Source organism: Parahaemophilus parainfluenzae (genome assembly GCF_001055095.1).
GTDB lineage: Bacteria > Pseudomonadota > Gammaproteobacteria > Enterobacterales > Pasteurellaceae > Haemophilus_D > Haemophilus_D parainfluenzae_Z.
Window position 1 is genome coordinate 167,286 of the sequence record NZ_JVHG01000015.1, and the last position, 24,897, is coordinate 192,182.

At 41.0% G+C, this 24,897-nt stretch carries 24 protein-coding genes; 15 read left to right on the top strand and 9 right to left on the bottom strand.

The window, feature by feature from the left end:
- Positions 1-151 precede the first annotated feature (151 nt).
- The 3 genes from purH to ADA56_RS04705 all read right to left on the bottom strand — a co-directional run bounded on the left by purH (position 152) and on the right by ADA56_RS04705 (position 4,211).
- Positions 152-1,750 (bottom strand): bifunctional phosphoribosylaminoimidazolecarboxamide formyltransferase/IMP cyclohydrolase, encoded by a 1,599-nt coding sequence (gene purH / locus ADA56_RS04695; RefSeq protein ID WP_049369541.1) that lies wholly within the window; start codon positions 1,748-1,750, stop codon positions 152-154.
- A gap of 179 nt (positions 1,751-1,929) precedes the next feature.
- Positions 1,930-2,328 carry a DoxX family protein gene (locus ADA56_RS04700; protein WP_049369542.1) on the bottom strand — a complete coding sequence of 133 codons (399 nt, stop codon included), beginning with the start codon at positions 2,326-2,328 and terminating at the stop codon, positions 1,930-1,932.
- A 116-nt stretch (positions 2,329-2,444) separates the two neighbouring features.
- A complete protein-coding gene (locus ADA56_RS04705) occupies positions 2,445-4,211 on the bottom strand; it encodes a protein-disulfide reductase DsbD (RefSeq protein ID WP_049369543.1) in 1,767 nt (588 codons plus the stop codon).
- 179 nt (positions 4,212-4,390) lie between these two features.
- Here ADA56_RS04705 and arcA point away from each other — a divergent pair, with 179 nt between their 5' ends.
- The 4 genes from arcA to ykgO all read left to right on the top strand — a co-directional run bounded on the left by arcA (position 4,391) and on the right by ykgO (position 6,273).
- Positions 4,391-5,104, top strand: coding sequence for a two-component system response regulator ArcA (gene arcA / locus ADA56_RS04710; RefSeq protein ID WP_049369544.1), 714 nt, complete (start codon positions 4,391-4,393; stop codon positions 5,102-5,104).
- A 112-nt stretch (positions 5,105-5,216) separates the two neighbouring features.
- Complete coding sequence (gene smpB, locus ADA56_RS04715) at positions 5,217-5,699, top strand: SsrA-binding protein SmpB (protein WP_014064114.1); 483 nt, start codon at positions 5,217-5,219, stop codon at positions 5,697-5,699.
- Between the two features lie 160 nt (positions 5,700-5,859).
- Positions 5,860-6,126 (top strand): type B 50S ribosomal protein L31, encoded by a 267-nt coding sequence (locus tag ADA56_RS04720; protein WP_014064115.1) that lies wholly within the window; start codon positions 5,860-5,862, stop codon positions 6,124-6,126.
- A gap of 9 nt (positions 6,127-6,135) precedes the next feature.
- Positions 6,136-6,273: a type B 50S ribosomal protein L36 gene (ykgO, locus tag ADA56_RS04725; protein WP_005695435.1), complete on the top strand. Its 138-nt coding sequence runs from the start codon at positions 6,136-6,138 to the stop codon at positions 6,271-6,273.
- A 50-nt stretch (positions 6,274-6,323) separates the two neighbouring features.
- Here the strand turns inward: ykgO and cgtA are convergent, their stop codons facing one another.
- From cgtA to rplU, 4 genes are all read right to left on the bottom strand, one after another.
- Entirely contained in the window at positions 6,324-7,496 is a 1,173-nt protein-coding gene (gene cgtA, locus ADA56_RS04730) for an Obg family GTPase CgtA (RefSeq protein WP_005697855.1), read from the bottom strand.
- A 27-nt stretch (positions 7,497-7,523) separates the two neighbouring features.
- The gene (locus ADA56_RS04735) at positions 7,524-8,441 is read right to left on the bottom strand and encodes a DMT family transporter (protein WP_049369545.1); all 918 of its coding nucleotides are present in this window, start codon (positions 8,439-8,441) and stop codon (positions 7,524-7,526) included.
- 175 nt (positions 8,442-8,616) lie between these two features.
- Positions 8,617-8,874: a 50S ribosomal protein L27 gene (rpmA, locus tag ADA56_RS04740; RefSeq protein ID WP_005539872.1), complete on the bottom strand. Its 258-nt coding sequence runs from the start codon at positions 8,872-8,874 to the stop codon at positions 8,617-8,619.
- A gap of 20 nt (positions 8,875-8,894) precedes the next feature.
- Positions 8,895-9,206 carry a 50S ribosomal protein L21 gene (gene rplU / locus ADA56_RS04745; protein WP_005695431.1) on the bottom strand — a complete coding sequence of 104 codons (312 nt, stop codon included), beginning with the start codon at positions 9,204-9,206 and terminating at the stop codon, positions 8,895-8,897.
- 229 nt (positions 9,207-9,435) lie between these two features.
- Here rplU and ispB point away from each other — a divergent pair, with 229 nt between their 5' ends.
- Together ispB and ADA56_RS04755 are read left to right on the top strand one after the other, a co-directional pair.
- The gene (gene ispB, locus ADA56_RS04750; RefSeq protein ID WP_049369546.1) at positions 9,436-10,425 is read left to right on the top strand and encodes an octaprenyl diphosphate synthase; all 990 of its coding nucleotides are present in this window, start codon (positions 9,436-9,438) and stop codon (positions 10,423-10,425) included.
- A 1-nt stretch (position 10,426) separates the two neighbouring features.
- Entirely contained in the window at positions 10,427-11,167 is a 741-nt protein-coding gene (locus tag ADA56_RS04755) for an epoxyqueuosine reductase QueH (protein ID WP_049369547.1), read from the top strand.
- A 49-nt stretch (positions 11,168-11,216) separates the two neighbouring features.
- On the opposite strand, the gene ADA56_RS04760 is transcribed toward ADA56_RS04755, so the two are convergent.
- Positions 11,217-11,522 carry a cell division protein ZapA gene (locus ADA56_RS04760; protein ID WP_005695425.1) on the bottom strand — a complete coding sequence of 102 codons (306 nt, stop codon included), beginning with the start codon at positions 11,520-11,522 and terminating at the stop codon, positions 11,217-11,219.
- Between the two features lie 160 nt (positions 11,523-11,682).
- Here ADA56_RS04760 and polA point away from each other — a divergent pair, with 160 nt between their 5' ends.
- The 5 genes from polA to ADA56_RS04785 all read left to right on the top strand — a co-directional run bounded on the left by polA (position 11,683) and on the right by ADA56_RS04785 (position 17,568).
- On the top strand, positions 11,683-14,481 hold the full coding sequence (gene polA / locus ADA56_RS04765) for a DNA polymerase I (RefSeq protein ID WP_049369548.1): 2,799 nt from the start codon (positions 11,683-11,685) through the stop codon (positions 14,479-14,481).
- Positions 14,482-14,492: 11 nt separating this feature from the next.
- Complete coding sequence (locus ADA56_RS04770; protein WP_049369550.1) at positions 14,493-14,807, top strand: cupin domain-containing protein; 315 nt, start codon at positions 14,493-14,495, stop codon at positions 14,805-14,807.
- 17 nt (positions 14,808-14,824) lie between these two features.
- Positions 14,825-16,129 (top strand): serine dehydratase subunit alpha family protein, encoded by a 1,305-nt coding sequence (locus ADA56_RS04775; RefSeq protein WP_005700039.1) that lies wholly within the window; start codon positions 14,825-14,827, stop codon positions 16,127-16,129.
- 164 nt (positions 16,130-16,293) lie between these two features.
- Entirely contained in the window at positions 16,294-17,337 is a 1,044-nt protein-coding gene (locus ADA56_RS04780; RefSeq protein WP_049369552.1) for a YeeE/YedE family protein, read from the top strand.
- 9 nt (positions 17,338-17,346) lie between these two features.
- Complete coding sequence (locus ADA56_RS04785) at positions 17,347-17,568, top strand: sulfurtransferase TusA family protein (RefSeq protein ID WP_005631077.1); 222 nt, start codon at positions 17,347-17,349, stop codon at positions 17,566-17,568.
- 67 nt (positions 17,569-17,635) lie between these two features.
- Here the strand turns inward: ADA56_RS04785 and nanQ are convergent, their stop codons facing one another.
- Positions 17,636-18,103, bottom strand: a complete 468-nt coding sequence (nanQ, locus tag ADA56_RS04790; RefSeq protein WP_014064125.1) for an N-acetylneuraminate anomerase — start codon at positions 18,101-18,103, stop codon at positions 17,636-17,638.
- Positions 18,104-18,345: 242 nt separating this feature from the next.
- Here nanQ and pnp point away from each other — a divergent pair, with 242 nt between their 5' ends.
- The 4 genes from pnp (at position 18,346) to mltF (ending at position 24,894) form a co-directional block, all read left to right on the top strand.
- On the top strand, positions 18,346-20,484 hold the full coding sequence (gene pnp, locus ADA56_RS04795) for a polyribonucleotide nucleotidyltransferase (RefSeq protein ID WP_049367217.1): 2,139 nt from the start codon (positions 18,346-18,348) through the stop codon (positions 20,482-20,484).
- A gap of 64 nt (positions 20,485-20,548) precedes the next feature.
- A complete protein-coding gene (nlpI, locus tag ADA56_RS04800; RefSeq protein WP_049369589.1) occupies positions 20,549-21,490 on the top strand; it encodes a lipoprotein NlpI in 942 nt (313 codons plus the stop codon).
- Between the two features lie 75 nt (positions 21,491-21,565).
- Positions 21,566-23,404 (top strand): DEAD/DEAH box helicase, encoded by a 1,839-nt coding sequence (locus tag ADA56_RS04805; protein ID WP_049369555.1) that lies wholly within the window; start codon positions 21,566-21,568, stop codon positions 23,402-23,404.
- Between the two features lie 95 nt (positions 23,405-23,499).
- Positions 23,500-24,894: a membrane-bound lytic murein transglycosylase MltF gene (mltF, locus tag ADA56_RS04810; RefSeq protein ID WP_049369557.1), complete on the top strand. Its 1,395-nt coding sequence runs from the start codon at positions 23,500-23,502 to the stop codon at positions 24,892-24,894.
- Positions 24,895-24,897: the final 3 nt, after the last annotated feature.

The window sequence follows — 24,897 nt, forward strand, 5'->3', positions numbered from 1 at the left end:
AGTGCGGCTATTTTTTCCTGTAATTCCCCCTCTTTTGTAAAGAGGGGGCTAGGGGGAGATTTAAACGATATTGAATTTAGTATGAGCTTGAGATCACTTCTGCCAAATCTCCCCTTCCCCTCTTTGCTAAAGAGGGGGATAGTTAGATAAATTAATGTCTAAAATGACGCATTCCAGTTAATACCATCACCATATTATGTTCATCCGCGGCATCAATAACTTCTTGATCGCGCATTGAACCACCTGGATGGATAACACATTGAATCCCTACTTTCGCCGCCGCATCAATACCGTCACGGAATGGGAAAAACGCATCAGATGCCATCACACAACCGGCTACGGTTAAACCTTCATCCTGTGCCTTAATCCCTGCAATCTTCGCAGAATATACGCGGCTCATTTGGCCTGCACCAATGCCGATAGTTTGATTGTCTTTGGCGTAAACAATGGCATTCGATTTCACAAATTTCGCCACTTTCCAGCAGAATAATAAGTCTTTTAATTCTTGTTCAGTTGGCTGACGTTTACTTACCACTTTTAAATCATCCACGCCAACCATGCCTAAATCCGCATCTTGTACTAATAAACCGCCGTTTACACGTTTGAAATCTAGACGTTCAGAACGTGATGTCCATTCACCACATTCAAGTAAACGAACATTTTTCTTACGTTTCACCACTTCTTGCGCTTCAGCTGATACTTTCGGCGCAATAATCACTTCAACAAATTGGCGCTCCACGATTTCAGTCGCTGTTTTTTCGTCTAATTCACGGTTGAAAGCAATAATGCCGCCAAATGCAGAAGTTGGATCGGTTTGGTAAGCGCGGTTGTAGGCTTCTAAAATATCTTTACCTAAAGCCACACCGCATGGATTTGCGTGTTTAACGATCACACAAGCCGGCTCATCAAATTCTTTCACGCATTCAAGTGCTGCATCGGTGTCAGCAATATTATTGTAAGACAAGGCTTTACCTTGTAATTGATGAGCGGTGGCTACGCTTGCTTCTTTCACATTTAAATCAACATAGAAGGCTGCATTTTGATGGGAGTTTTCGCCGTAACGCATGGTTTGTTTGCGCACGAAGTTAAGGTTTAAAGTACGTGGGAATTGACCGCACTTCGCATTTGCGTCTTCTTCCTCTGCTACATGATACGGTTTCACCATTTGTCCAAAATAGTTGGCAATCATAGAATCATATTGAGCGGTATGTTCAAATGCTTTAATCGCCAGGTCAAAACGAGTTTCAAGTGTTAGGCTGTTGTGGTGTTTATCCATTTCAGCAAGAATGTTGTTAAAATCATGATTATTCACCACGATCGCCACATCTTTATGATTTTTCGCTGCAGAACGCACCATGGTTGGTCCACCAATATCGATATTTTCTACTGCGTCTTCTAACGTACAATTTGGTTTAGCCACGGTAGCGGCAAATGGATATAAATTCACGACGACCATATCAATGCCTTCGATGCCATGTTGCTGCATGATAGCGTCATCTGTACCACGACGGCCAAGAATCCCGCCATGTACTTTTGGATGTAAGGTTTTCACACGACCGTCCATCATTTCAGGGAATCCCGTATAATCAGACACTTCTGTTACCGGTAAACCATGTTGTTCCAATAATTTTGCGGTACCGCCTGTGGAAAGTAGTTTTACACCACGCTGTACTAAGCCTTGAGCAAATTCTACGATACCAGTTTTATCAGAAACACTCAGTAAAGCCTGACGAATTGGACGATCTGTCATTACATTTTCCTTTCATTAAATGGTTAAAAATAAGCGGGGGGAATTATAGCGCAAACGTTTGCGTTTATATAGAAAAAATTTTTCTGGTAAGCTCACTTAAAAGTGCGGTGATTTATTTAATCTATTTTAAAAACAAAAAGGCCCGCGAAATGCGGGCAACAAATGAATGAGATAATTGATTAACGTTTGCGATTGTCTAGAGAAAATGCGCCAGCACCCGCAAACACAAAATAGAAGAACACGAGAGAGTAAAGTAAAGCAAGTTCACCACCGTTCGCGATTGGGAAAAATAAATTCCCTTTACCTGCAGCGTGCATAAAGAAATACGCATAAGCCATTTGACCTGAAAGGATAAATGCCGCAGGACGAACAAATAAACCCAAAATTAATAGGATTGAACCAACAATCTCGATTACTCCACCAACAATCATCAGTGGATCGCCCACTGCGCCGTTACCGCCCGTCATCGAAATTGGGAATTCCCAGAATTTCGCTGTGCCGTGTAAAATAAACATATACGCGGAGACGATACGTAATAAAGCTAAAACATACGGAGAGTATTTTTCTAAGTTTTTCATAAAGTTTTCCTAATAAAAATAAAAAGTGATTTGAGAACGGGGTGTATATTAATGATTAACTCGAAGCCAAACAATACCTCAAATCGAAAAGGACTTTTTACTATTAGGAAATAATTTTACGCTTTACTGATTTTCTCAATCCATTGTAAAAACTCAACGGGCGGCATGAATCCGTTAACACGACTCCCCTCAATTTCTTTTCCATCTCGGTTAAAGAACAAAATAGTCGGTAAACCTAACACTTTATATTTTGTCATTAAAGCACGGTTTTCTTCGGAGTTTTTTGTCATATCAACCTGAAGAAGCAGCATGTCGCCAAAGGCTTTTTGTACACTAGGATCGCTGAATGTCTCTTTTTCAAACTCTTTACAAGCGACACACCAATCTGCATAAAGATCGAGCATCACAAGCGGTTTATTATTTTCAGCAAGTGCTTGTTGCAATTCAGCTTCGCTTTTCACTTGTTTAAATTCAACATGAGAAACCGCCTTATTTTCGACCGCACTTGGTGCTGGGCTTTCACCCCAAACCCAAGTTTGAAGCGGTTTAACACTAATCATGGCTGCCACTAAAAAGAGAATTCGGAATACCCAACCGGTGCCATTTTTCGGCATTTGGAACGCAAACCAAATGAAAAATGCGGTACCCAGCATCGCCCATAATCTTGGTGTCCATTCATCCGGCAAAATACGAGAAATTAAGAATACTGGTAACGCGAGCATCACAAAGCCAAAGAGCTTTTTAACGGTTTCCATCCACATGCCTGATTTAGGCAGGATTTTATTCCCGAATAAAGTGATTAAAATCAGCGGTACGCCCATGCCCAACGCAAGCAAATAAAGCGTGATCGCGCCAGTGAATAAATCCCCACTCTGCGCCACATAAAGCAATGCGCCAGAAAGCGGTGCTGATGTGCAAGGTGAAGCCACAAGCCCCGCAATCATCCCCATTAAGAACACGCCACCAAAGGCTCCAGCTTTTTGCTGTTGGCTAAGTAAAGACAGTTTTGTTTGTAAGGAACTTGGGAGCTGTAAGGTAAATACACCGAACATCGACAACGCTAACAAGACAAAGATGATTGATAAGCCAATCATCACGTAAGGATGTTGCAACGCTACTTGGAATGGCAAACCAATTGCCGCCACAATTAAGCCTAACAAGGTGTAAGTCAGCGCCATCCCCTGTACATACACAAAACTTAATGCAAAGGCACGCCACATATTAGGACGTTGATTTTGACCAATTACTATCGCTGAAAGTAACGGCAGCATTGGCAACACACAAGGGGTAAAAGCCAAACCTAAGCCCAATAAGAAAAAGCCAAATACGGCATATTTGTTATTAAATAAGCTTTCCGCTAAACGATCTTGCTCTGCTTTAGGTTGTGCGGAAAGAGCGGTCGATTTTTCTGATGTTTTTTCAGTATTGGCGATCTGTGCAACCGGCAAATCCGCCACTTTGATTTCTTTCACTTCAGGCGGATAACAAAAGCCCGATGTACAACCTTGGTAAGCAATTTCAACCACATCTTCGGCTTTTAATGGCGGGTGGCTTGCTTTAAAAATAGCTTGCACGGGCTTTTTGAAAATCTTCATTAAGCCAAAATAAGGATCGTTATAATCTTCAGGTGAAATAGAAAATGTCGGTACATCAAATGATGAGGTTTCCTCATGGTTGAGCTTCACAGAAATTTTCTCTTGATAGAGATAATACCCTTCTGCTATCGACCAATTAACGATCACATTTTCTTGATTCTCGCTTTTTGCAGCTGAAAATTGAAAAGCGTCATCCACAGGTAAGAAAGCCGGTTTCTTATCAAAAAGACCGGCTTGAGTGGAAAGTGCAGTAAAAATAAAAAATAAAAAAAGAAGAATTCGCTTCATCATAAAGTCCCAACTATTGTTCCTACTAAAATTCTAGCATAGATCAAAAGAATGTTAATAATTTATGACTTAGATCATAAAATTAAATGTAATTTAAACAATGACTGCACATTTCTGTTGTTACAGCAATGTTACAATTATAGAATATGCCCATAACGAAGTATAACAAGGAGCAATGAATGGCTACCCCAAAAATTCTCATCGTGGAAGATGAAGCGGTAACCCGTAATACGTTAAGAGGAATTTTTGAAGCTGAGGGCTATGAGGTATTACAAGCACAAGATGGTGCGGAAATGTATCGTCAGTTAAACTCAGAAACGGTCAATCTCATCGTATTAGATATCAACTTACCTGGTAAAAATGGTTTATTACTGGGGCGTGAATTACGTGAAAAAACACCTATCCCTCTGATTTTTCTCACGGGGAGAGATAATGAAGTCGATAAAATTTTAGGTTTAGAAATCGGAGCCGATGATTATCTCACTAAGCCATTTAACCCAAGAGAACTCACCATTCGTGCAAGAAATTTATTGCATCGTACCATGACATTAAATGGCAAAGAGGCCCATTTACAACGTGAGAACTATCGTTTTAATGGTTGGACACTGGATTTAAATAGTCATAATTTAATTACACCTGAAGGCACTGAGTTTAAGCTACCGCGTAGTGAATTTCGTGCCATGTTGCATTTCTGTGAAAACCCAGGAAAATTGCAAACTCGCGAAGAATTATTGCTAAAAATGACAGGACGCGAATTAAAACCACAAGATCGTACTGTGGATGTAACAATTCGCCGCATTCGGAAACATTTTGAAGATCATCCTAATACACCAGAAATTATTGCTACCGTGCATGGTGAAGGCTATCGTTTCTGTGGTGAATTAGAAGAATAATCGATCATTTAGTAATAAAAGGCTGAATCAAATCAGCCTTTTGTTTTTTGCTATCCACGGCGAGATTCGGTAAAATCAGCGCCAATTTACGATTAATGAACAACGGATAACAATGACCAAGAAGAAAGTCAAAGTCGGCTCCAACACCATTGCGTTAAATAAACGAGCCAGACACGAATATTTTATTGAAGATGAAATTGAAGCCGGCCTTGAATTACAAGGTTGGGAAGTGAAATCAATGCGCGCAGGTAAAGCCAATATCAGCGACAGCTATATCATTTTTAAAAACGGGGAAGCCTATTTATTTGGTGCGACCATTCAACCATTAAGCTTGGCTTCTACTCACGTGGTTTGCGATCCGACGCGTACACGTAAGCTTTTATTGAATAAACGTGAACTGGATAATCTTTTCGGTAAATCAAGCCGTGATGGTTTTACCATTGTTGCCCTTTCTCTTTATTGGAAAGGACCTTGGGCAAAGATCAAAATCGGCCTTGCGAAAGGTAAAAAACAACATGATAAACGTGATGATATTAAAGAGCGTGAATGGAAAGTGGCGAAAGAGCGTATTATGAAAAACGCGCACCGTGGATAATTCCCCCTCCAAACAGACAAAATGCCTTTCACCCGAAAGGCATTTTTCTTTTTCTCAATATGAAAAAAATTCTCATGGTTATGAATAAAATTATATTGATAATCATTCTTTTTTGAATTAGTATCTTCGCCCAATTCTTTTCGTTATATAAGGAGCTCTAATGAAAAAAGGCATTCACCCTGAAAATTATCGTACCGTTTTATTTTATGATTCCAACGCGAAACAAGGCTTTCTGATCCGTTCTTGTGCTAAAACTAACAACACCATGAAATGGGAAGATGGTAATGAATACCCTGTATTTATGTGCGATACTTCATCTGCTTCCCACCCGTTTTATACCGGTAAAACTCGTCAAATTGGTAACGAAGGTCGTGCAAGTGAATTTGCAAGCCGTTACGGTAAATTTGGCGCATTTAAATCAAAATAGGAATATTCAATGAAAGTATTATCTTCACTCAAAAGCGCAAAAAACCGTCCTGGCTGCAAAATTGTTCGTCGCCACGGTGTCGTTTATGTTATTTCGAAAACCAACCCTCGCTTTAAAGCGCGTCAAGGTGGGAAAAAGAAAGGTTAACCCCAATAAAAAAGAGCGGTCAAATTTCCGCTCTTTTTTTCATTTAGGCATTAAGGTTTGTAAATAAACTCAACACCTTCTTCATCTTCTTCGTCCCAATCATCCCAGTCGTCATCTTCATCATCAAATTGATGTTCAGCGAGCTGTTCTTGATGGTAGTCTTCCCATTTGAATTTCACTTCTTCTGGTTTATTTTCTTCGACTTCCGCATCACGCGGATTCGCTTCAATGAAATCCATAATATCACGACAAAGTGGCGGCACATTTTTACCCGTTGCGGCAGAAATAAGGTGATACCCTTCTTCCCAACCAAGACGTTCGGTAATCTCTTGAGCACGTTCATGCGCCTCTTCTTCAGTCATCGTATCAATTTTGTTGAAGACTAACCAACGCGGTTTATCTGCCAATTTTTCGCTATATTGGAATAATTCTGACTCGATGATCGCAATATTATCTGCAGGATCGGATTCATCAATAGGATTAATATCCACTAAATGAATTAACACACGACAACGTTCCAAGTGTTTTAAGAAACGAATCCCTAAACCTGCGCCATCCGATGCACCTTCAATCAATCCAGGAATATCTGCCACCACAAAGCTATGGCTCTCATCCACTTTCACTACGCCTAAACTTGGCACTAAAGTGGTAAATGGATAATCAGCGACTTTTGGTTTTGCGGCTGAAACGGCGCGAATAAAAGTGGATTTACCTGCATTTGGTAAACCAAGCATCCCGACGTCCGCAAGAAGCATCAATTCTAATAATAAATCGCGTTTTTCCCCTGGTGTACCCATGGTTTTTTGGCGAGGTGCACGGTTCACTGAAGATTTGAAACGCGTATTACCTAAACCATGATAACCACCTTTCGCTACTAGCATTTTGGCACCATGCTTTGTTAAATCGCCAAGCACTTCTTTGGTGTCATTATCAATTGCACGCGTTCCCACCGGCACACGTAACGTAATGTCTTTACCGCGACGACCGGTACAATCTGAGCTATGGCCATTTTCACCTCGCTCTGCAGCAAAACGTTTCGTAAAGCGATAATCGATCAAAGTATTTAAGTTTTCGTCTGCAACCAAATAGACATCTCCGCCATCACCGCCATCGCCGCCATCTGGACCGCCTTTTGGGATAAATTTTTCACGGCGGAAACTTACACAACCGTTTCCACCATCCCCTGCTTCCACACGAATCAGGGCTTCATCAATAAATTTCATAAAAACTCTCCAATATTTAACCGCACTTTATTTTGATTGCGGTAATAACTTATGTCCGATTGCCGACAAAATTGCTCCGCATACTACAACAAACGCCCCAATATAGCTAATCATATTTAATTCTGGCGCGGCAAAATTCTTAGGGCTCACATAATGGGCAAGATGGGCAAAGAAAATGGTAAAGAGTGGTACTAAGGTTATCACTACGCTTACTTTAGAAACCTCCCAACGATTAAGTGCCTCAGCATAAGCCCCATAACCAAATAACGTATTCAAGCAGCAATAAACAAAACAACCGAATGCAAACGGGGTGAGGTTACTCACTTGTGAAAATTCAGCAACAGGTGTAAAGACTAAAAGACAGCCGAAATACATCATTAATAAAATTTGTTGCGAACTAAAACGGCGGAGCATGAGCTTTTGTGCCATACCATAAGCAACCCAAACTAATGAGGCGGTAAGGCTTAATAAGACGCCCATTAAATAACCACTCTCTCCTTTAAACACCTCAAGCTTATCATTGAAGAAAAGCACCAACCCAGCCAATAACAAACCTAAACCAATCTTTTGATGTAATCCGAGCTTTTCTTTAAAGACAAAAATACCGCAAATTAACATACCAAAAGAAGAAAAATGAATAAAAATTTGGGCTGAAGAAGGATCGATAAAATTAAGTGAGCTATTAAATAAAAAGAAATTACCCGCTAACCCCGCTACACCGATGAGTACAAGCCAAATAAAACGACCACCTTTCGAAAATTGTGGTAATTTTTTCTTGTAACCTAGCAGAATAAATAGTGCAAGAGAAGCTACCGCAAATCGATACCAAACGATCGTTTGTGGTGTCATCACTGATAGAACCTGTTTTAACGCAATAGGTAAAGATCCCCACGCCATTGCCGTAATTAAAGCGAAGAGAAAACCTAAAAGCGGTTGTTGTTTCATGATATCTTCCTTTATTTTACTAAAGTGCGGTTAGGAATTAAGATAAATTTCGACTAAGAAATATCAAGATAAGCAATAGTGCCAGAATAACAAATGTGATTGATGATTGTAAATTACTGATAAAAAAGAAAACGCCCCACAGATAATGCGGGGCGTTTAAAAATCAGATGTAAAATTATTCAGTTACAATACTTACGTATTTACGGCTTTTCTCGCCTTTAACTTCAAATTTTACTTTACCGTCAGCAGTAGCAAATAAGGTGTGGTCACGACCCATACCTACGTTGTTACCTGCGTGGAATTTAGTACCACGTTGACGTACAATGATGCTACCTGCTAATACAGATTCGCCACCGAAACGTTTAACACCAAGGCGTTTAGCTTCAGAATCACGACCGTTACGAGTTGAACCACCAGCTTTTTTAGTTGCCATCTACTTGATCTCCTCTGAAATTATGCTTGAATCCCAGTGATTTTCACTTCTGTGAACCACTGACGATGACCTTGTTGTTTACGGCTGTGTTTACGACGACGGAACTTAACGATTTTAACTTTATCGCCACGACCTTGTGCCACAACTTCAGCCACTACTTTCGCGCCAGCTACTACTGGTGCACCAATTTTAACATCTTCACCATTAACGACCATCAACACTGAGTCGAACTCAACTGTTGCGCCAGTTGCAAGTTCAAGTTTTTCTAAACGAACTACTTGACCTTCGCTCACACGGTGTTGTTTACCGCCACTTTGGAAAACTGCGTACATAAATACTCCGCTATAATTGTGCTTCTCCGTTACTATTTTCGGTCCGCACTTCAAAATTCATATAAATAGGTCGCAAATTCTACGGAAAAAACAACTCGATCGCAAGCACTTATTTGCAATAAAATAAAAAAAAGCGCTTTTCCTCGAGTTTAATTTCAGAAACCCTGAAAAATCGGGTAAAATTCACCGCACTTTTCTTTTATATACACAACCATCGAACCAAATGAAGATGAACAAACAAGATTTAATGGATATGCATGCAATCCAAGCATTAACAGATGCGGATATGCAGAAAGTCAACCAAGCCATTTTAGCACAAATTAACTCCGATGTGCCGATGGTTAATCAGCTTGGTTTTTATATTGTGCAAGGTGGCGGAAAACGTATTCGACCACTTATTGCGGTTTTAGCGGCGCGTGCATTAGGCTACGAAAGCGATAAAGTGGCCACTTGTGCTACCTTTGTAGAATTTATTCACACCGCTTCTTTATTACATGATGATGTGGTAGATGAATCGGATATGCGTCGTGGTCGAGCAACGGCAAACTCAGCCTTTGGTAATGCGGCTAGCGTATTAGTGGGAGACTTCATTTATACTCGCGCATTCCAATTAGTGGCACAGTTACAATCGCTAGATATTCTTCGTATTATGGCGGACGCCACCAACGTGTTGGCGGAAGGTGAAGTTCAACAATTAATGAACGTGAACGATCCCGATACCACAGAAGAAAGCTATATGCGTGTGATTTATAGTAAAACGGCACGCTTATTTGAGGTGGCGGCACAATCTGTTGCAATTGTTGCAGGTGCTGAAAAATCAATTGAAACCGCATTTCAAGAATATGGTCGTTATCTTGGTACCGCATTCCAATTAGTAGATGACGTGCTAGATTACAGCGCAAACGCTGCAGCATTAGGTAAAAATGTGGGTGATGACCTCGCTGAAGGTAAACCAACTCTTCCTTTATTACACGCAATGCGTCACGGTAATCCACAACAAGCCGCGCTTATTCGTGAAGCCATTGAACAAGGCGGAAAACGTGATGCGATCGATGACGTACTTGCAATTATGACAGAACATAAATCTCTCGATTACGCAATGGAGCGCGCAAAACAAGAAGCTCAAAAAGCGGTTGATGCCATTGCATTATTACCTGAAAGCCAATACAAAAAAGCCTTAATTTCACTGGCTTATTTATCGGTAGACCGAACTTATTAATATGACTGAAGAACAAATTCAACCGCAAAGTGCGGTCGATTCTCAACCTAAATTTCAAAAAACACGTAAACAAAAAGTGCGCAAGGATCCCAATGCGCCTTTTATTCGTGAAAAACTCGAATTACCCGAAGGACATAATAAGTTACTTCTCCACTCCTGCTGCGCGCCTTGCTCAGGTGAAGTGATGGAAGCCATTTTGGCCTCGGGTATTGAATTTACGATTTATTTTTACAACCCGAATATTCATCCATTAAAAGAATATTTAATTCGTAAAGAAGAAAATATCCGCTTTGCCCAAAAATTTGGGATTCCGTTTATTGATGCTGACTACGATCGCCAACAATGGTTTGATCGCGCAAAAGGTATGGAATGGGAACCTGAACGTGGCATTCGCTGTACCATGTGTTTTGATATGCGTTTTGAAAAAGCCGCTGAATATGCTCATGAAAATGGTTTCCCTGTATTTACTAGCTGCCTTGGTATTTCTCGCTGGAAAGACATGGAGCAAATTAATGGTTGTGGTCACCGTGCGGCTGAAAAATATGATGATGTGATTTATTGGGATTATAACTGGCGTAAAGCTGGTGGATCGCAACGCATGATCGAAATCAGTAAACGTGAACGTTTTTATCAGCAAGAATATTGTGGCTGTGTTTATTCTTTACGAGACAGCAATAAATGGCGTGAAGAAACGGGGCGACAAAAAATTGAAATTGGTAAACTCTATTACACGCCCGATTAAAAAACACATAAAAAAAGAACCGCACTTTCAACATGCGGTTCTTTTTTATTTAATCTACGATGGTACGCCCACCTAATGCATTCTCTAAAGAATGATCTAACTGCTGAATTCGCGTACATAACACGTTTTCAATCTGGGCATTTTTATTTTTTTCTTGGGTTAATTCAAAACTTAAATTCAAGGCAACAATAGAAAGCACACGGTCTAATTGCAATAAACCTGTACGCTCTTTCATTTCAGACACTTGAAGATCTAAATTACGCGCCGCTTGACGCAAAATCTCTTCTTGTTCTGCAGGGACATTCAAGCGCAGCACTTGCCCTAATACAACAACTTCAACCAGTTTTAATGACATGTTATTCCCTTATGTTGAATGCTCAAGTAATCCTATTATGCCACAGCCAAACGCCTTCGTCATAATTTTTACGTTTAATTGACCGCACTTTATCCGTTCGCCCCATTTCGCAATTTACGCTATAATGCGACACTTTTCATTATTTTTGAACGGAATATTTATGCCAACTATCGCTCCTAATCCATTAGTCCTAGTGGACGGTTCATCTTATTTATATCGTGCTTTTCATGCTTTTCCGCCGCTCACCAATTCTGCTGGCGAGCCGACTGGTGCTATGTACGGTGTGTTAAATATGCTCAAAAGCCTGATTTCACAAGTGCAACCGAGCCATATTGCGGTGGTTTTTGATGCGAAAGGTAAAACCTTCCGTGATGAAATGTTTGAACAATATAAATCCCATCGTCCACCGATGCCGGATGATCTACGCAAACAAATTCAGCCATTGCACGATATTATACGTGCCCTTGGCATTCCTCTCTTAGTCATTGAAGGTGTGGAAGCCGATGATGTCATCGGTACCTTAGCGGTAGCGGCTTCCAAAGCGAATCAAAAAGTTTTGATCAGCACCGGTGATAAAGATATGGCGCAACTAGTGGATGACAACATTATGTTGATCAATACCATGAATAACACCTTATTAGATCGCGAGGCCGTGATTGAAAAATACGGTATTCCGCCAGAACTCATTATTGATTACTTAGCGCTAATGGGCGATAGCGCCGATAATATTCCAGGCGTAGCTGGTGTGGGGGAAAAAACGGCTCTCGGTCTCTTACAGGGTATCGGCAGTATGGCAGAAATTTATGCCAACTTAGACAAAGTGGCTGAATTGCCAATTCGTGGGGCAAAAAAATTAGGTGATAAATTATTGGCTGAAAAAGAAATGGCCGACTTATCCTATCGTCTTGCCACAATCAAAACCGATGTCGCTCTCGATATCACTCCGGAACAACTTACCCTTGGTGCAAGCAATAACGATCAACTTACCGAATATTTCGGCCGTTATGAATTTAAACGTTGGCTCAATGAAGTGATGAATGGTGCTGATTCCATCACCAATAACAGCGAACAACCGACTAAAATTAATCATTATAAAGCCACACCTGCGCTTGCTCAAGACAATAGCGATGAATCATTGCCGGCAATTCAAATTGATCGTAGCCGTTATGAAACCTTACTCACTGAAGCAGATTTAAATCGTTGGGTGGAAAAACTCAAGCAAGCTAAACTTTTTGCCTTAGATACTGAAACCGATAATTTAGATTATATGGCTGCCAACTTAGTGGGTATTTCTTTTGCGTTAGAAAACGGTGAAGCAGCTTATTTACCGCTGCAATTAGATTATTTAGGTGCGCCGAAAACCCTTGAAAAAACAACCGCACTTGCTCTGTTAAAACCGGTTTTAGAAAATCCTGCTATTCAAAAAGTCGGGCAAAACTTCAAATACGATCTCACCATCTTCGCCCGTAATGGCATCGATGTGCAAGGTGTGGCTTTCGATACTATGCTCGAATCCTACGTGCTTAATAGCACGGGGCGTCATAATATGGACGATCTGGCGAAACGTTATTTAGGGCATCAAACAATCACTTTTGAAGAGATTGCAGGCAAAGGTAAAAATCAGCTGACTTTTAACCAAATTCCGTTAGAAAAAGCCGCCGAGTACGCGGCAGAAGATGCTGATGTGACAATGAAGTTGCAACAAGTGCTATGGGAAAAACTCTCTAAAGAACCCACTCTGGAAAAACTCTTTAAAGAAATGGAATTGCCGTTGTTAGGTGTACTTTCCCGTATGGAACGTCGTGGTGTCTTAATTGATAGCGATGCGCTATTCCTACAATCCAACGAAATTGCTAACCGTTTAAGTGAATTAGAAGAACAGGCCTATGTCTTGGCGGGACAGCCATTTAATTTAGCCTCTACCAAACAATTACAGGAAATTTTGTTTGATAAATTAGGTTTGCCGGTTATTCAAAAAACACCAAAAGGCGCGCCATCCACCAACGAGGAAGTATTGGAGGAACTGGCATTTAGTCATGAATTACCGAAAGTGTTGGTAGAACATCGTGGTCTCAGCAAACTAAAATCCACCTACACTGATAAATTGCCGCAAATGGTAAATCCGCAAACTGGTCGAGTGCATACTTCCTACCATCAAGCGGTGACAGCCACCGGTCGTCTTTCATCAAGTGATCCGAATTTACAAAATATTCCGATTCGTAATGAAGAAGGTCGTCGTATTCGTCAGGCATTTATTGCGCGCGAAGGCTTTACTGTTGTGGCAGCCGACTATTCGCAAATCGAGCTACGCATTATGGCGCACCTATCACAGGATCAGGGCTTAATTAATGCCTTTACCCAAGGCAAAGATATTCACCGCTCTACTGCGGCAGAAATCTTTGGTGTCTCACTAGATGAAGTGACTTCCGAACAACGTCGTAATGCTAAAGCGATTAACTTCGGGTTAATTTACGGTATGTCAGCCTTTGGCTTATCGCGTCAACTCGGTATTGGCCGTGCCGATGCTCAGAGCTATATGGATTTGTATTTCAAACGCTATCCGGGCGTACAAACTTTTATGCACGATATTCGCGAAAAAGCCAAAGCCCAAGGCTATGTAGAAACCCTATTCGGCCGTCGTTTATATCTGCCAGATATTAACTCTTCTAATGGTATGCGCCGTAAAGCAGCCGAACGTGTCGCGATCAATGCACCAATGCAAGGCACAGCCGCAGACATTATCAAACGTGCCATGATTCAATTGGATCAAAAACTACAAAACGATCCCGATATTGAGATGATTATGCAAGTGCACGATGAATTGGTGTTTGAAGTGCGGTCAGAAAAAGTCGCGTTTTATAGCGAGCTCATCAAAACACAAATGGAAAGCGCGGCTGATTTAGTGGTGCCATTGATTGTAGATGTGGGTCAAGGTACAAACTGGGATGAGGCTCACTAACAAATTTAGTCATGAATAAAGTTATTAGAAGTCACCTATTTACGGCTGAACGCGCTTGGGGAGCCCTTGATATTACCAATATGAATGGCATTTCCGTGCGTCTTCACTGGACAGATAAACCTTACAAATGGCATATCAATGACGGTGAAGAAGTCTTTGCTGTCATGGATGGTACGGTGGAAATGCGCTACAAAGAAGAGGGCCAAGAGAAAGCCGTATTACTCCATACGGGTGATATTTTTTATGCGGATATCGGTACCGAACATGTTGCTCATCCACAAGGCGAAGCACGCATATTAGTCATAGAGAAAGAAGACAGTATTTAATAAATTAAAAGAATTTTATGAATCAAGAAAGACTCAACGAAATCGAAAAACCATTAATTCAAATTGTAGAACGCGATGTCGTTCCTGCACTTGGCTGTACTGAACCTATCTCTCTGGCGCTTGCAGCAGCAACGGCAGCTAAATATTTAGGCAAAACACCTGAACGTATTGAAGCCAAGGTGTCACCAAACTTAATGAAAAATGGATTAGGCGTTGCGGTACCTGGAACAGGCATGGTGGGCTTGCCTATTGCCGCGGCGATTGGTGCTTTAGGCGGTGACCCAGGGGGTGAATTAGAGGTATTAAAACACATCACACCAGAACAAGTTTCACAAGCCAAAGCGATGCTTGATAAAAAGCTCGTTAATGTCGATATTCATCAAACCGATCATATTTTATACTCGGAAGCCGTGTTGTTTGCGGATAATGACCGAGTGAAAGTAGCCATTCAAGATCAACACACAAACATCATTTTAATTGAAAAAAATGGCGAGGTCATTTTTGAGAAAGAACACGATGAATGCGCTGATTGCGATCCTTATGATATTTTCAAACAGGTGAGCGCACGTGAAATCTTTGAATTTTCTTGTGAAGTTGAGCTCGATAAAATCCGTTTTATCGGACAGGCTGCCGCGCTCAACCGTGCGCTGTCTAACGAAGGATTACGCGAAAATTACGGTTTACATATTGGCAGAACGTTACGCAAACAAGTTGGTAGCGGTTTAATGTCGGATGATTTGCTCAGCAAAATTATGATCGAAACCACTGCCGCCTCCGATGCCCGTATGGGCGGAGCTACATTGCCGGCAATGAGTAATTCCGGCTCAGGTAACCAAGGTATTGCTGCGACTATGCCCGTAGTTGTGGTCGCCGATTATTTAAACGTGAGTGAAGAAAAACGTCTCCGCGCCCTCTTCTTATCACACTTAATGGCCATTTATATCCACAGTAAATTACCCAAACTGTCTGCCCTTTGTGCAGTAACCACTGCCTCAATGGGAAGCTGTGCGGGTATCGCCTATTTACTTACGGGGAAATTTGAAACGGTAAGTATGGGGATTTGCAGTATGATCGGCGATATTAGCGGAATCATCTGTGATGGCGCATCCAATAGCTGTGCAATGAAAGTGTCCACCAGCGTGGCTTCCGGCTATAAATCAGTACTCATGGCTATGGATGAAACCCATGTTACGGGTAACGAAGGCATCGTTGAACACGATCTCGATCGCACTATCGACAATCTATGCTCAATTGCCTCTAAGAGTATGCACCACATTGATCGCCAAGTGATTGAAATTATGGTGAGTAAACCCTGTCCTTAATAGCGTGGTAACTTACGATAAAGTGCGGTCAGAAAAACATACCAATTTCTGACCGCACTTTTTTATATCAAAAAAACATATTTTCTAGCTAAAAGTTATTGGCGTTATCTTCTTCTTTTTTTAGAAAATACTGCCCTACTTAGTTCTAAAAAAAAGGAATATTTATGCTTTTAACCGGATTACTTTGCGGAATTTTACTCGGATTTGTGATGCAGCGTGGGCGTTTTTGTATTACCGGCGCATTTCGCGATATGTATGTCACCAAAAATAACAAAATGTTTGTAGCCCTTCTATTGGCGATTACCGTGCAATCCATTGGTTTCTTCCTCTTAAAAGAAATCGGTGTTTTAAATGTCGATCCAGCTGAAAATTTTGCCTTTTTAGCGGTGATTATCGGTGCCTTTGTATTTGGTATCGGCATTGTTCTTGCTGGCGGTTGTGCGACAGGTACATGGTACCGTGCGGCAGAAGGTTTAGTCGGTAGTTGGGTCGCGTTATTCACTTATATGTTATTAAGTGCCATCATGCGTACCGGTCCATTAGGTGAATTCAATAAAACTTTACGCAGCATCAATATTGAACAGCGCAACATTTACGATACATTCGGTATTTCCCCTTGGTGGTTAGTGGCACTATTAACTTTAGTGACAGCCTTTTATGTATACAAACATCTCAACAAACCAAGCGTAAAAGTCGCAGCATTAAAACCAAAGAAAACAGGACTTGCCCACTTATTATTTGAAAAACGCTGGCATCCATTTTTCTCTGCCGTATTAATCGGATTAATCGCTCTTGCCGCTTGGCCACTCAGTGTCGCTACGGGTCGTGAGTTTGGACTTGGGATCACGGGTCCATCAGCCAATATCATGCAATTCCTCGTTACTGGCGACGGTAAATTTATTAACTGGGGCGTATTCTTAGTTTTAGGGATTTTTATCGGGTCATTCATCGGCGCTAAAGCAAGCAATGAATTTCGTGTCCGTGTACCGGATGCTACCACGATTCTACGCAGCGGACTCGGCGGTATTCTTATGGGTATTGGTGCAACCCTTGCAGGTGGCTGTTCTATCGGTAACGGTCTAGTCGAAACTGCCTTTTTCTCTTGGCAAGGTTGGGTCTCATTGCCCTTGATGATTCTCGGCACTTGGGTAGCCGCCTACTTCACTATTATCCGTCCACAACGTTTAAAATTAGCAAAAGCATCATAAGGAGCTTATATGATCGTTAAATTACCTACACTTGGCCTTGTTTGTCCATTTCCTCTCGTTGAAGCTAAGGAAGCCATGGCTAAGTTAAATAAAGGCGATGGTCTAGAAATTGAATTTGACTGCACACAAGCCACTGAAGCCATTCCCGCTTGGGCGGCTGAAGAAGGTTATGAAGTCACAAACTTCGAGCAAATTGATGATGCCAAATGGTCAATTACGGTGATTAAATAATAAAAAAGTGCGGTCAGAAAAACACTCAAATTTCTGACCGCACTTTTGCTTTAATGAATTGAAATAATTAAATTAACTCTACCGGTACTTTCACCACAAGTTTTTTCACGAAACTTGATTTGCCGTTTACAGTGCAGCCTGGTTTATGAGGTTCATAAGGGAAAAAGACGGCAAACATTTTTGGCAAAAGTGTTACGGTGCTTTTATCTTCAATTTGTGGGGTAAGTTGGTAATCATCGGCATCACGATATTCATCGTATAAGCTGAGGTTTGGATAAGTCGCGCTTACTTCAACATTCTCTTCACCTCGAATAAGTAATTGAATATCTAGATATTTATGATGAAGTTCAGCTTGTTTGCTATCCGCTTCAACCGTATCAAATTCCATGACATTCATATAAACTTGCTCGCTTAAATCATGACGACCATTTTCTAATGCTTCAAGATCTAAGGTATTGAGATGATCGCAAATGTCCGCGATAACTTTTGGTAAACCCACTTTGAAATTTGGGTTATTTAATGCACTGATAATCATAGTGTCTCCTTACGTATGTATTTGTATGAGAATATGATAACAAGTTGCTTATATTAAATAAAGTTACCAATAAATTTAAAACTCTGTATAATAAGCGAGCTTTATTTTCTGTATTAGCGTGCGGCTATCAAAAGAGATTTTTAAACGCCCAAAGTGCGGTCATTTTTTCGAAAGATTTCTTTTGCTAGTCGCAATCTGGAAAATAAAGCTTTGTTTTAAATATTATTTTGAAGGAAAACATTGTGAATCCAATTGTTAAACAATTTAAATACGGTCAACATACCGTTACTCTAGAAACCGGCGCGATTGCACGTCAAGCAACCGCTGCGGTCATGGCAAGCATGGACGATACCACGGTATTCGTGACTGTTGTGGCTAAAAAAGATGTGAAAGAAGGTCAAGACTTCTTCCCATTAACCGTAAACTACCAAGAGCGTACTTATGCGGCGGGTAAAATCCCTGGTGGTTTCTTCAAACGTGAAGGTCGTCCATCTGAAGGCGAAACCTTAATCGCACGTTTAATCGACCGTCCAATTCGTCCATTATTCCCAGAAGGTTTCTTCAACGAAATCCAAGTTGTGGCAACTGTAGTTTCTGTAAACCCACAAATCAGCCCTGACTTAGTGGCAATGATCGGTGCTTCTGCAGCATTAACCTTATCTGGTGTACCTTTCAATGGTCCTATCGGTGCAGCACGTGTTGGTTTTATCGACAACCAATTCGTATTAAACCCAACTATGGCTGAACAAAAACAAAGCCGTTTGGACTTAGTTGTTGCTGGTACTGACAAAGCCGTATTAATGGTTGAATCTGAGGCTGATATTTTAACTGAAGAACAAATGTTAGCGGCGGTAGTATTCGGTCATCAACAACAACAAGTTGTGATTGAAGCAATCAAAGAATTTGCAAAAGAAGCAGGCAAACCGCGTTGGGATTGGGTTGCGCCACAACCAAACACAGATTTAATCAACAAAGTAAAAGCGATTGCAGAAGCACGTTTAGGCGATGCATACCGCATTACTGAAAAACAAGCACGTTACGAACAAATCGATGCGATTAAAGCGGATGTGATTGCACAAATCACAGCTGAAGATGAAGAAATCAGCGAAGGTAAAATCGTGGATATTTTCACCGCACTTGAAAGTCAAATCGTTCGTGGCCGTATCATTGCAGGTGAACCACGTATTGACGGACGTACCGTTGATACCGTTCGTGCATTAGATATTTGCACTGGTGTATTACCTCGTACTCACGGTTCTGCAATTTTCACTCGTGGTGAAACGCAAGCATTAGCCGTAGCGACTTTAGGTACTGAACGTGATGCACAAATCATTGATGAATTAACGGGTGAACGTCAAGATCACTTCTTATTCCACTACAACTTCCCTCCATACTCTGTAGGTGAAACCGGTATGATTGGCTCACCAAAACGTCGTGAAATCGGTCACGGTCGTTTAGCAAAACGCGGTGTAGCGGCTGTTATGCCTAGCCTTGCTGAATTCCCGTATGTAGTGCGTGTTGTGTCTGAAATCACTGAATCTAACGGTTCTTCTTCTATGGCATCTGTATGTGGTGCGTCTTTAGCATTAATGGATGCGGGCGTTCCAATCAAAGCCGCTGTTGCGGGTATTGCAATGGGATTAGTGAAAGAAGAAGAGAAATTTGTGGTTCTTTCAGATATTTTAGGTGATGAAGACCACTTAGGTGATATGGACTTTAAAGTGGCCGGTACACGTGAAGGTGTCACCGCACTTCAAATGGATATCAAAATTGAAGGTATCACCCCTGAAATTATGCAAATTGCATTAAACCAAGCAAAAGGTGCACGTATGCACATTCTTGGCGTAATGGAACAAGCAATTCCTGCACCACGTGCAGATATTTCTGACTACGCGCCGCGTATTCACACCATGAAAATTGATCCGAAGAAAATCAAAGATGTTATCGGTAAAGGTGGTGCAACTATCCGTGCATTAACTGAAGAAACCGGTACTTCTATCGATATCGATGATGATGGCACTGTGAAAATTGCTGCAGTAGATAGCAGTGCAGCGAAAAATGTGATGGCACGTATTGAAGAAATCGTTGCTGAAGTTGAAGCGGGCGCAATTTACAAAGGTAAAGTAACTCGTCTTGCTGACTTTGGTGCATTCGTCGCTATCGTTGGAAATAAAGAAGGTTTAGTTCATATTTCTCAAATCGCCGAAGAGCGTGTAGAGAAAGTGAGTGATTATCTTCAAGTGGGTCAAGAAGTAACGGTTAAAGTGGTTGAAATCGATCGTCAAGGTCGTATCCGCTTAACCATGAAAGATCTTGCACCAAAACAAGAAACTGAAGCAGAATCTGCACCTGCAGAAGATATTTCAGAAGAACAAGAATAATCTCACAGGGTGTGTGAATTTAGTTTACACACCCGTTTTGATTATCAAACTAACTTATAAAACAATGCAATATTTTCGGTTATTCCGTTTTCTAGTTTCATTATCTAGCCTAAGTCTGACTTTATTTATTTCCGGTTGTGTGCAATCGGGAAACGTGTTTGTCGCACCAAATAAAGTCGTACTCGCGGATCAAACGCCGAATACGCACTTCGAGCAAGAAGTGATGATTACCCGAATCGGGCAAGTTTTATTAGTTGGTAAAATGAGTAATGAAGAACGAGCGACGCTTCACTTTGAACGTGGCGTTTTATATGATTCCCTCGGTTTATGGGGCCTCGCACGTTATGACTTTACACAAGCCCTTGCGTTACAGCCAAAGATGGCTTCCGTTTATAATTACTTAGGGCTTTACTTACTGCTTGAAGAAGATTACGACAGCGCATTAGAAACCTTTAATGCGGTGTTTGAGTTGGATCCAAGTTATGACTATACCCACCTTAATCGTGGTTTAAATTTTTATTACGTCGAACGCTATAATCTTGCTGAAGACGATTTGATGAAGTTTTACGAAGCCGATACCAAAGATCCCTATCGCGTACTCTGGCTCTATTTGAACGAACAAAAATTAAAACCACAAGAAGCCCATGCCAACCTTGTTGAACGAGCTAAAGGGCTATCTAAGGACTTCTGGGGAACCAATATCGTTCAATACTATTTAGGTAATATTTCTGTGAGTGACTTGCAAGAGCGGGCAACCAAATTTGCAGAAAACTCGCAACAATATGCAGAAATATTAACCGAAACCTACTTTTATCTAGCAAAACAAAAACTCAATTTGGGGCAAGTTGATGAAGCGGCGGCTTTATTCAAACTTGCTATTGCGAATCAGGTGTATAACTTTGTTGAGTATCGTTTTGCCGTGTTAGAGCTGATGAAATTGAAACCGGCTCAAACTGAAGACGAAAAAGAAGAAAAAAGTGCGGTCACAAAAACTGCTGTTTTTTAGACTTGCCTCTTTCTTTTGTAACAAATAAACCTGAAAGCGAAATTGAGCTTTCCTTACTTACATTCGAGTATTTTAATGACAGACAAAATCACTTTTAATGATTTAGGCTTGCCTGAATTCATTCTAAAAGCCGTTTCTGACCTTGGTTTTGAAACACCTTCGCCAATTCAACAAGCTTGTATTCCTGCTCTTTTAGAAGGCAGAGATGTACTGGGTATGGCACAAACCGGTAGTGGTAAAACTGCCGCATTCTCTTTACCTATTTTGGCAAAAATTGATCCTGCCGCAAAACATCCACAATTATTGGTGATGGCACCAACGCGTGAACTTGCCATTCAAGTTGCGGATGCTTGTGAACACTTCATGAAATATGCAAAAGGCATCAACATCGTGACCCTTTATGGTGGTCAACGCTATGACATTCAATTACGTGCATTAAAACAAGGTGCACAAGTTGTTGTAGGTACACCGGGTCGTATTTTGGATCATATCCGTCGTAACACATTAAATCTTTCTGAGTTAAGAGCTATCGTACTTGATGAAGCCGATGAGATGCTTCGCATGGGCTTTATTGATGATGTAGAAACTGTTATGGCTGAATTACCGGAAGAGCACCAAACGGCCCTTTTCTCAGCAACCATGCCTGAGCCAATTCGTCGTATCACAAAACGCTTCATGAACAATCCACAAGAAGTGAAAATCAAAGTAAATAACGATAATGCACCGGATATTGAACAAAATTGTTGGTATGTTCAAGGTTTCCGTAAAAATGATGCGTTATTACGCTTCTTAGAAGTGGAAGAGTTTGATGCGGCAATCATTTTTACCCGTACTAAAACAGGCACACTTGATGTGACCGAATTATTAGAAAAACACGGTTTCCGTGCTGCGGCATTAAACGGTGATATGACTCAGCAATTACGTGAGCAAACCTTAGATCGCTTACGTAATGGTAGCCTTGATATCGTTGTTGCAACCGATGTGGCTGCGCGCGGTATTGATATTGAACGAATCAGCCTTGTAGTGAACTATGACATCCCGCTTGATGCAGAGTCTTACGTTCACCGTATCGGCCGTACCGGTCGTGCAGGTCGTTCTGGTCGTGCATTGTTATTCGTTGAACCACGTGAACGCCGTTTACTTCGTAATATCGAACACTTGATGAAAAAACCAATCAATGAAGTTGAATTACCAAATCATGAAGTGTTGCAAGCCTGTCGTCGTAAAAAATTCCAAGACAAGATTACCAAACAATTGGAACATCATGATCTTGAAATGTATCGTAGCCTATTGGAAGATTTATTTACCGCGGATCAGGATCAAGAAGATATTGCTGCAGCGATGTTGATGTTGCTTCAAGGAAAACAAAAACTGATTCTTCCACCTGATCCTCCGATGGATAAACGTCGTCGTGACCGTCATGATCGCGGTGATCGCCGTGAAAACCCACGTTCAGCTGAACGTCGTGGTGAACGTAAAGGCTACGGCACACCACAGCCGATGGATTTATATCGTATCGAAGTAGGTCGTGCAGATGGTGTAGAAGTGCGTCATATCGTAGGTGCGATCGCAAATGAAGGTGATATTAACAGCCGTTACATTGGCCATATCAAACTTTATGATGACTACTCTACCGTTGAATTACCACAAGGTATGCCAAAAGAATTGCTTCAACAATTCGGTAAAACTCGCGTTTTAAATAAACAAATGCAAATGAGCTTTATGGGCGCAGCACAGTCAGACAACAGACGTGGTGGCAATGACTTTGGTGGAAAAGGTCGCCATAATGAACGTGGAGACCGAGACCAAGATCGCTTCCGTGGTGAACGTAATGGTGAGCGTCGTCAACGTAAATTTAACGATAAAAATGACCGCACTTTTAACGAACGTGGTCGCCGAGATCGCCAACGTTAATCCTTATTTAACAGCCCCTTGAAGTAAAAGGGGCTTTTTTATTGTCTTAATTCTCGTTACAATCGTCTCTTATCTCAATTTATAAGGTTTATCTATTGAAAGGTCTATTTTTACGTATTATTGCTGCTTTTGCATTATTACTTTGGGCAATTGATATGGTCTTCCCTTGGCAAAAAATTATGCAATCGGAGCAAAACCCTTACACCACGATCAAAAATCGTGGTAGCCTGATTGTCGGCACCATTAATAATCCCATTTACTATTTTATTGGGAATGAAGGCGAATCAGGCTTGGAATACGAATTAGCAAAAAACTTTGCTGATTATTTAGGGGTTCGCTTACAAATTAAAACCTTAGAAAATAACGATCAACTTTTTAATGAATTAGAGAACAATAATATTGATATCGCCGCTGCGAATCTTTTGTTCCAGCCTCAACGGGCAGAAAAATTTCAGTTAGGGCCATCTTATACTTCCGCCTCTTGGCAGCTTGTATATAAAAAAGGTGAAAATCGCCCGAAAGATTTAGCGCAAGTCCAGCAAGAAATTATTATTTCTGCGGGAGAAGACTTAGAAAAATTATTATCCCTTGCACAGAAAAAACTTCCTGCACTTAAATGGCAGAATAACAAGCAATTAACCCAAGAGGAATTATTAATTCAAGTGGCGGAAGGCAAAATTCCTTATACCATTGCAAATAGTATTGATGTGGCAGCAGCACAACAAATTCGCCCTAACTTAGCAATTGCATTTGACTTAACCGATGAAATGACCGTGCATTGGTATCTTTCCAATCAATCCTATAATGAGCTACAAGCAGGCTTATTGGATTTTATGAATAATGCCATGGAAACGGGATTAATTGATCGTATTGAGGAAAAATATTTCCGCCATATTACTGCCTTTGATTATGTAGATACTCAGGCTTATTTAGAGGCGGTTGAAAAAATTCTGCCTCAATATCAACCGCTCTTTGAAAAATACAAAGGGAATTTAGACTGGCGATTATTAGCAGCGGTGGCCTATCAAGAATCGCATTGGGACCCTTATGCCACCTCTCCAACTGGCGTACGTGGAATGATGATGCTCACCAAAGATACGGCTGTGCGGATGAATATTAATAATCGCACGGATGCCGAACAAAGTATTAAGGCAGGATCAGAATATCTGCATTGGCTACTCGATCAAATGCCAGACAGTATTCCAGAAGAGGATCGAATTTGGTATTCTTTAGCAGCATATAATATGGGATTAGGGCATATTTTAGATGCTCGTCGACTAACTAAAAAATTAGGTGGCAATCCTGATAACTGGTTAGATGTAAAAAATAATCTTCAACTATTATCGGAAAAGCGTCATTATTCAAATTTAAAATATGGCTACGCTCGCGGCTATGAAGCCTATCAATATGTCGAGAATATTCGCCGTTACATGAACAGCATTGTGAATTATCATCGCGTTCAAGAAAACCAAGCGACTGCAACAGAGTAAGTG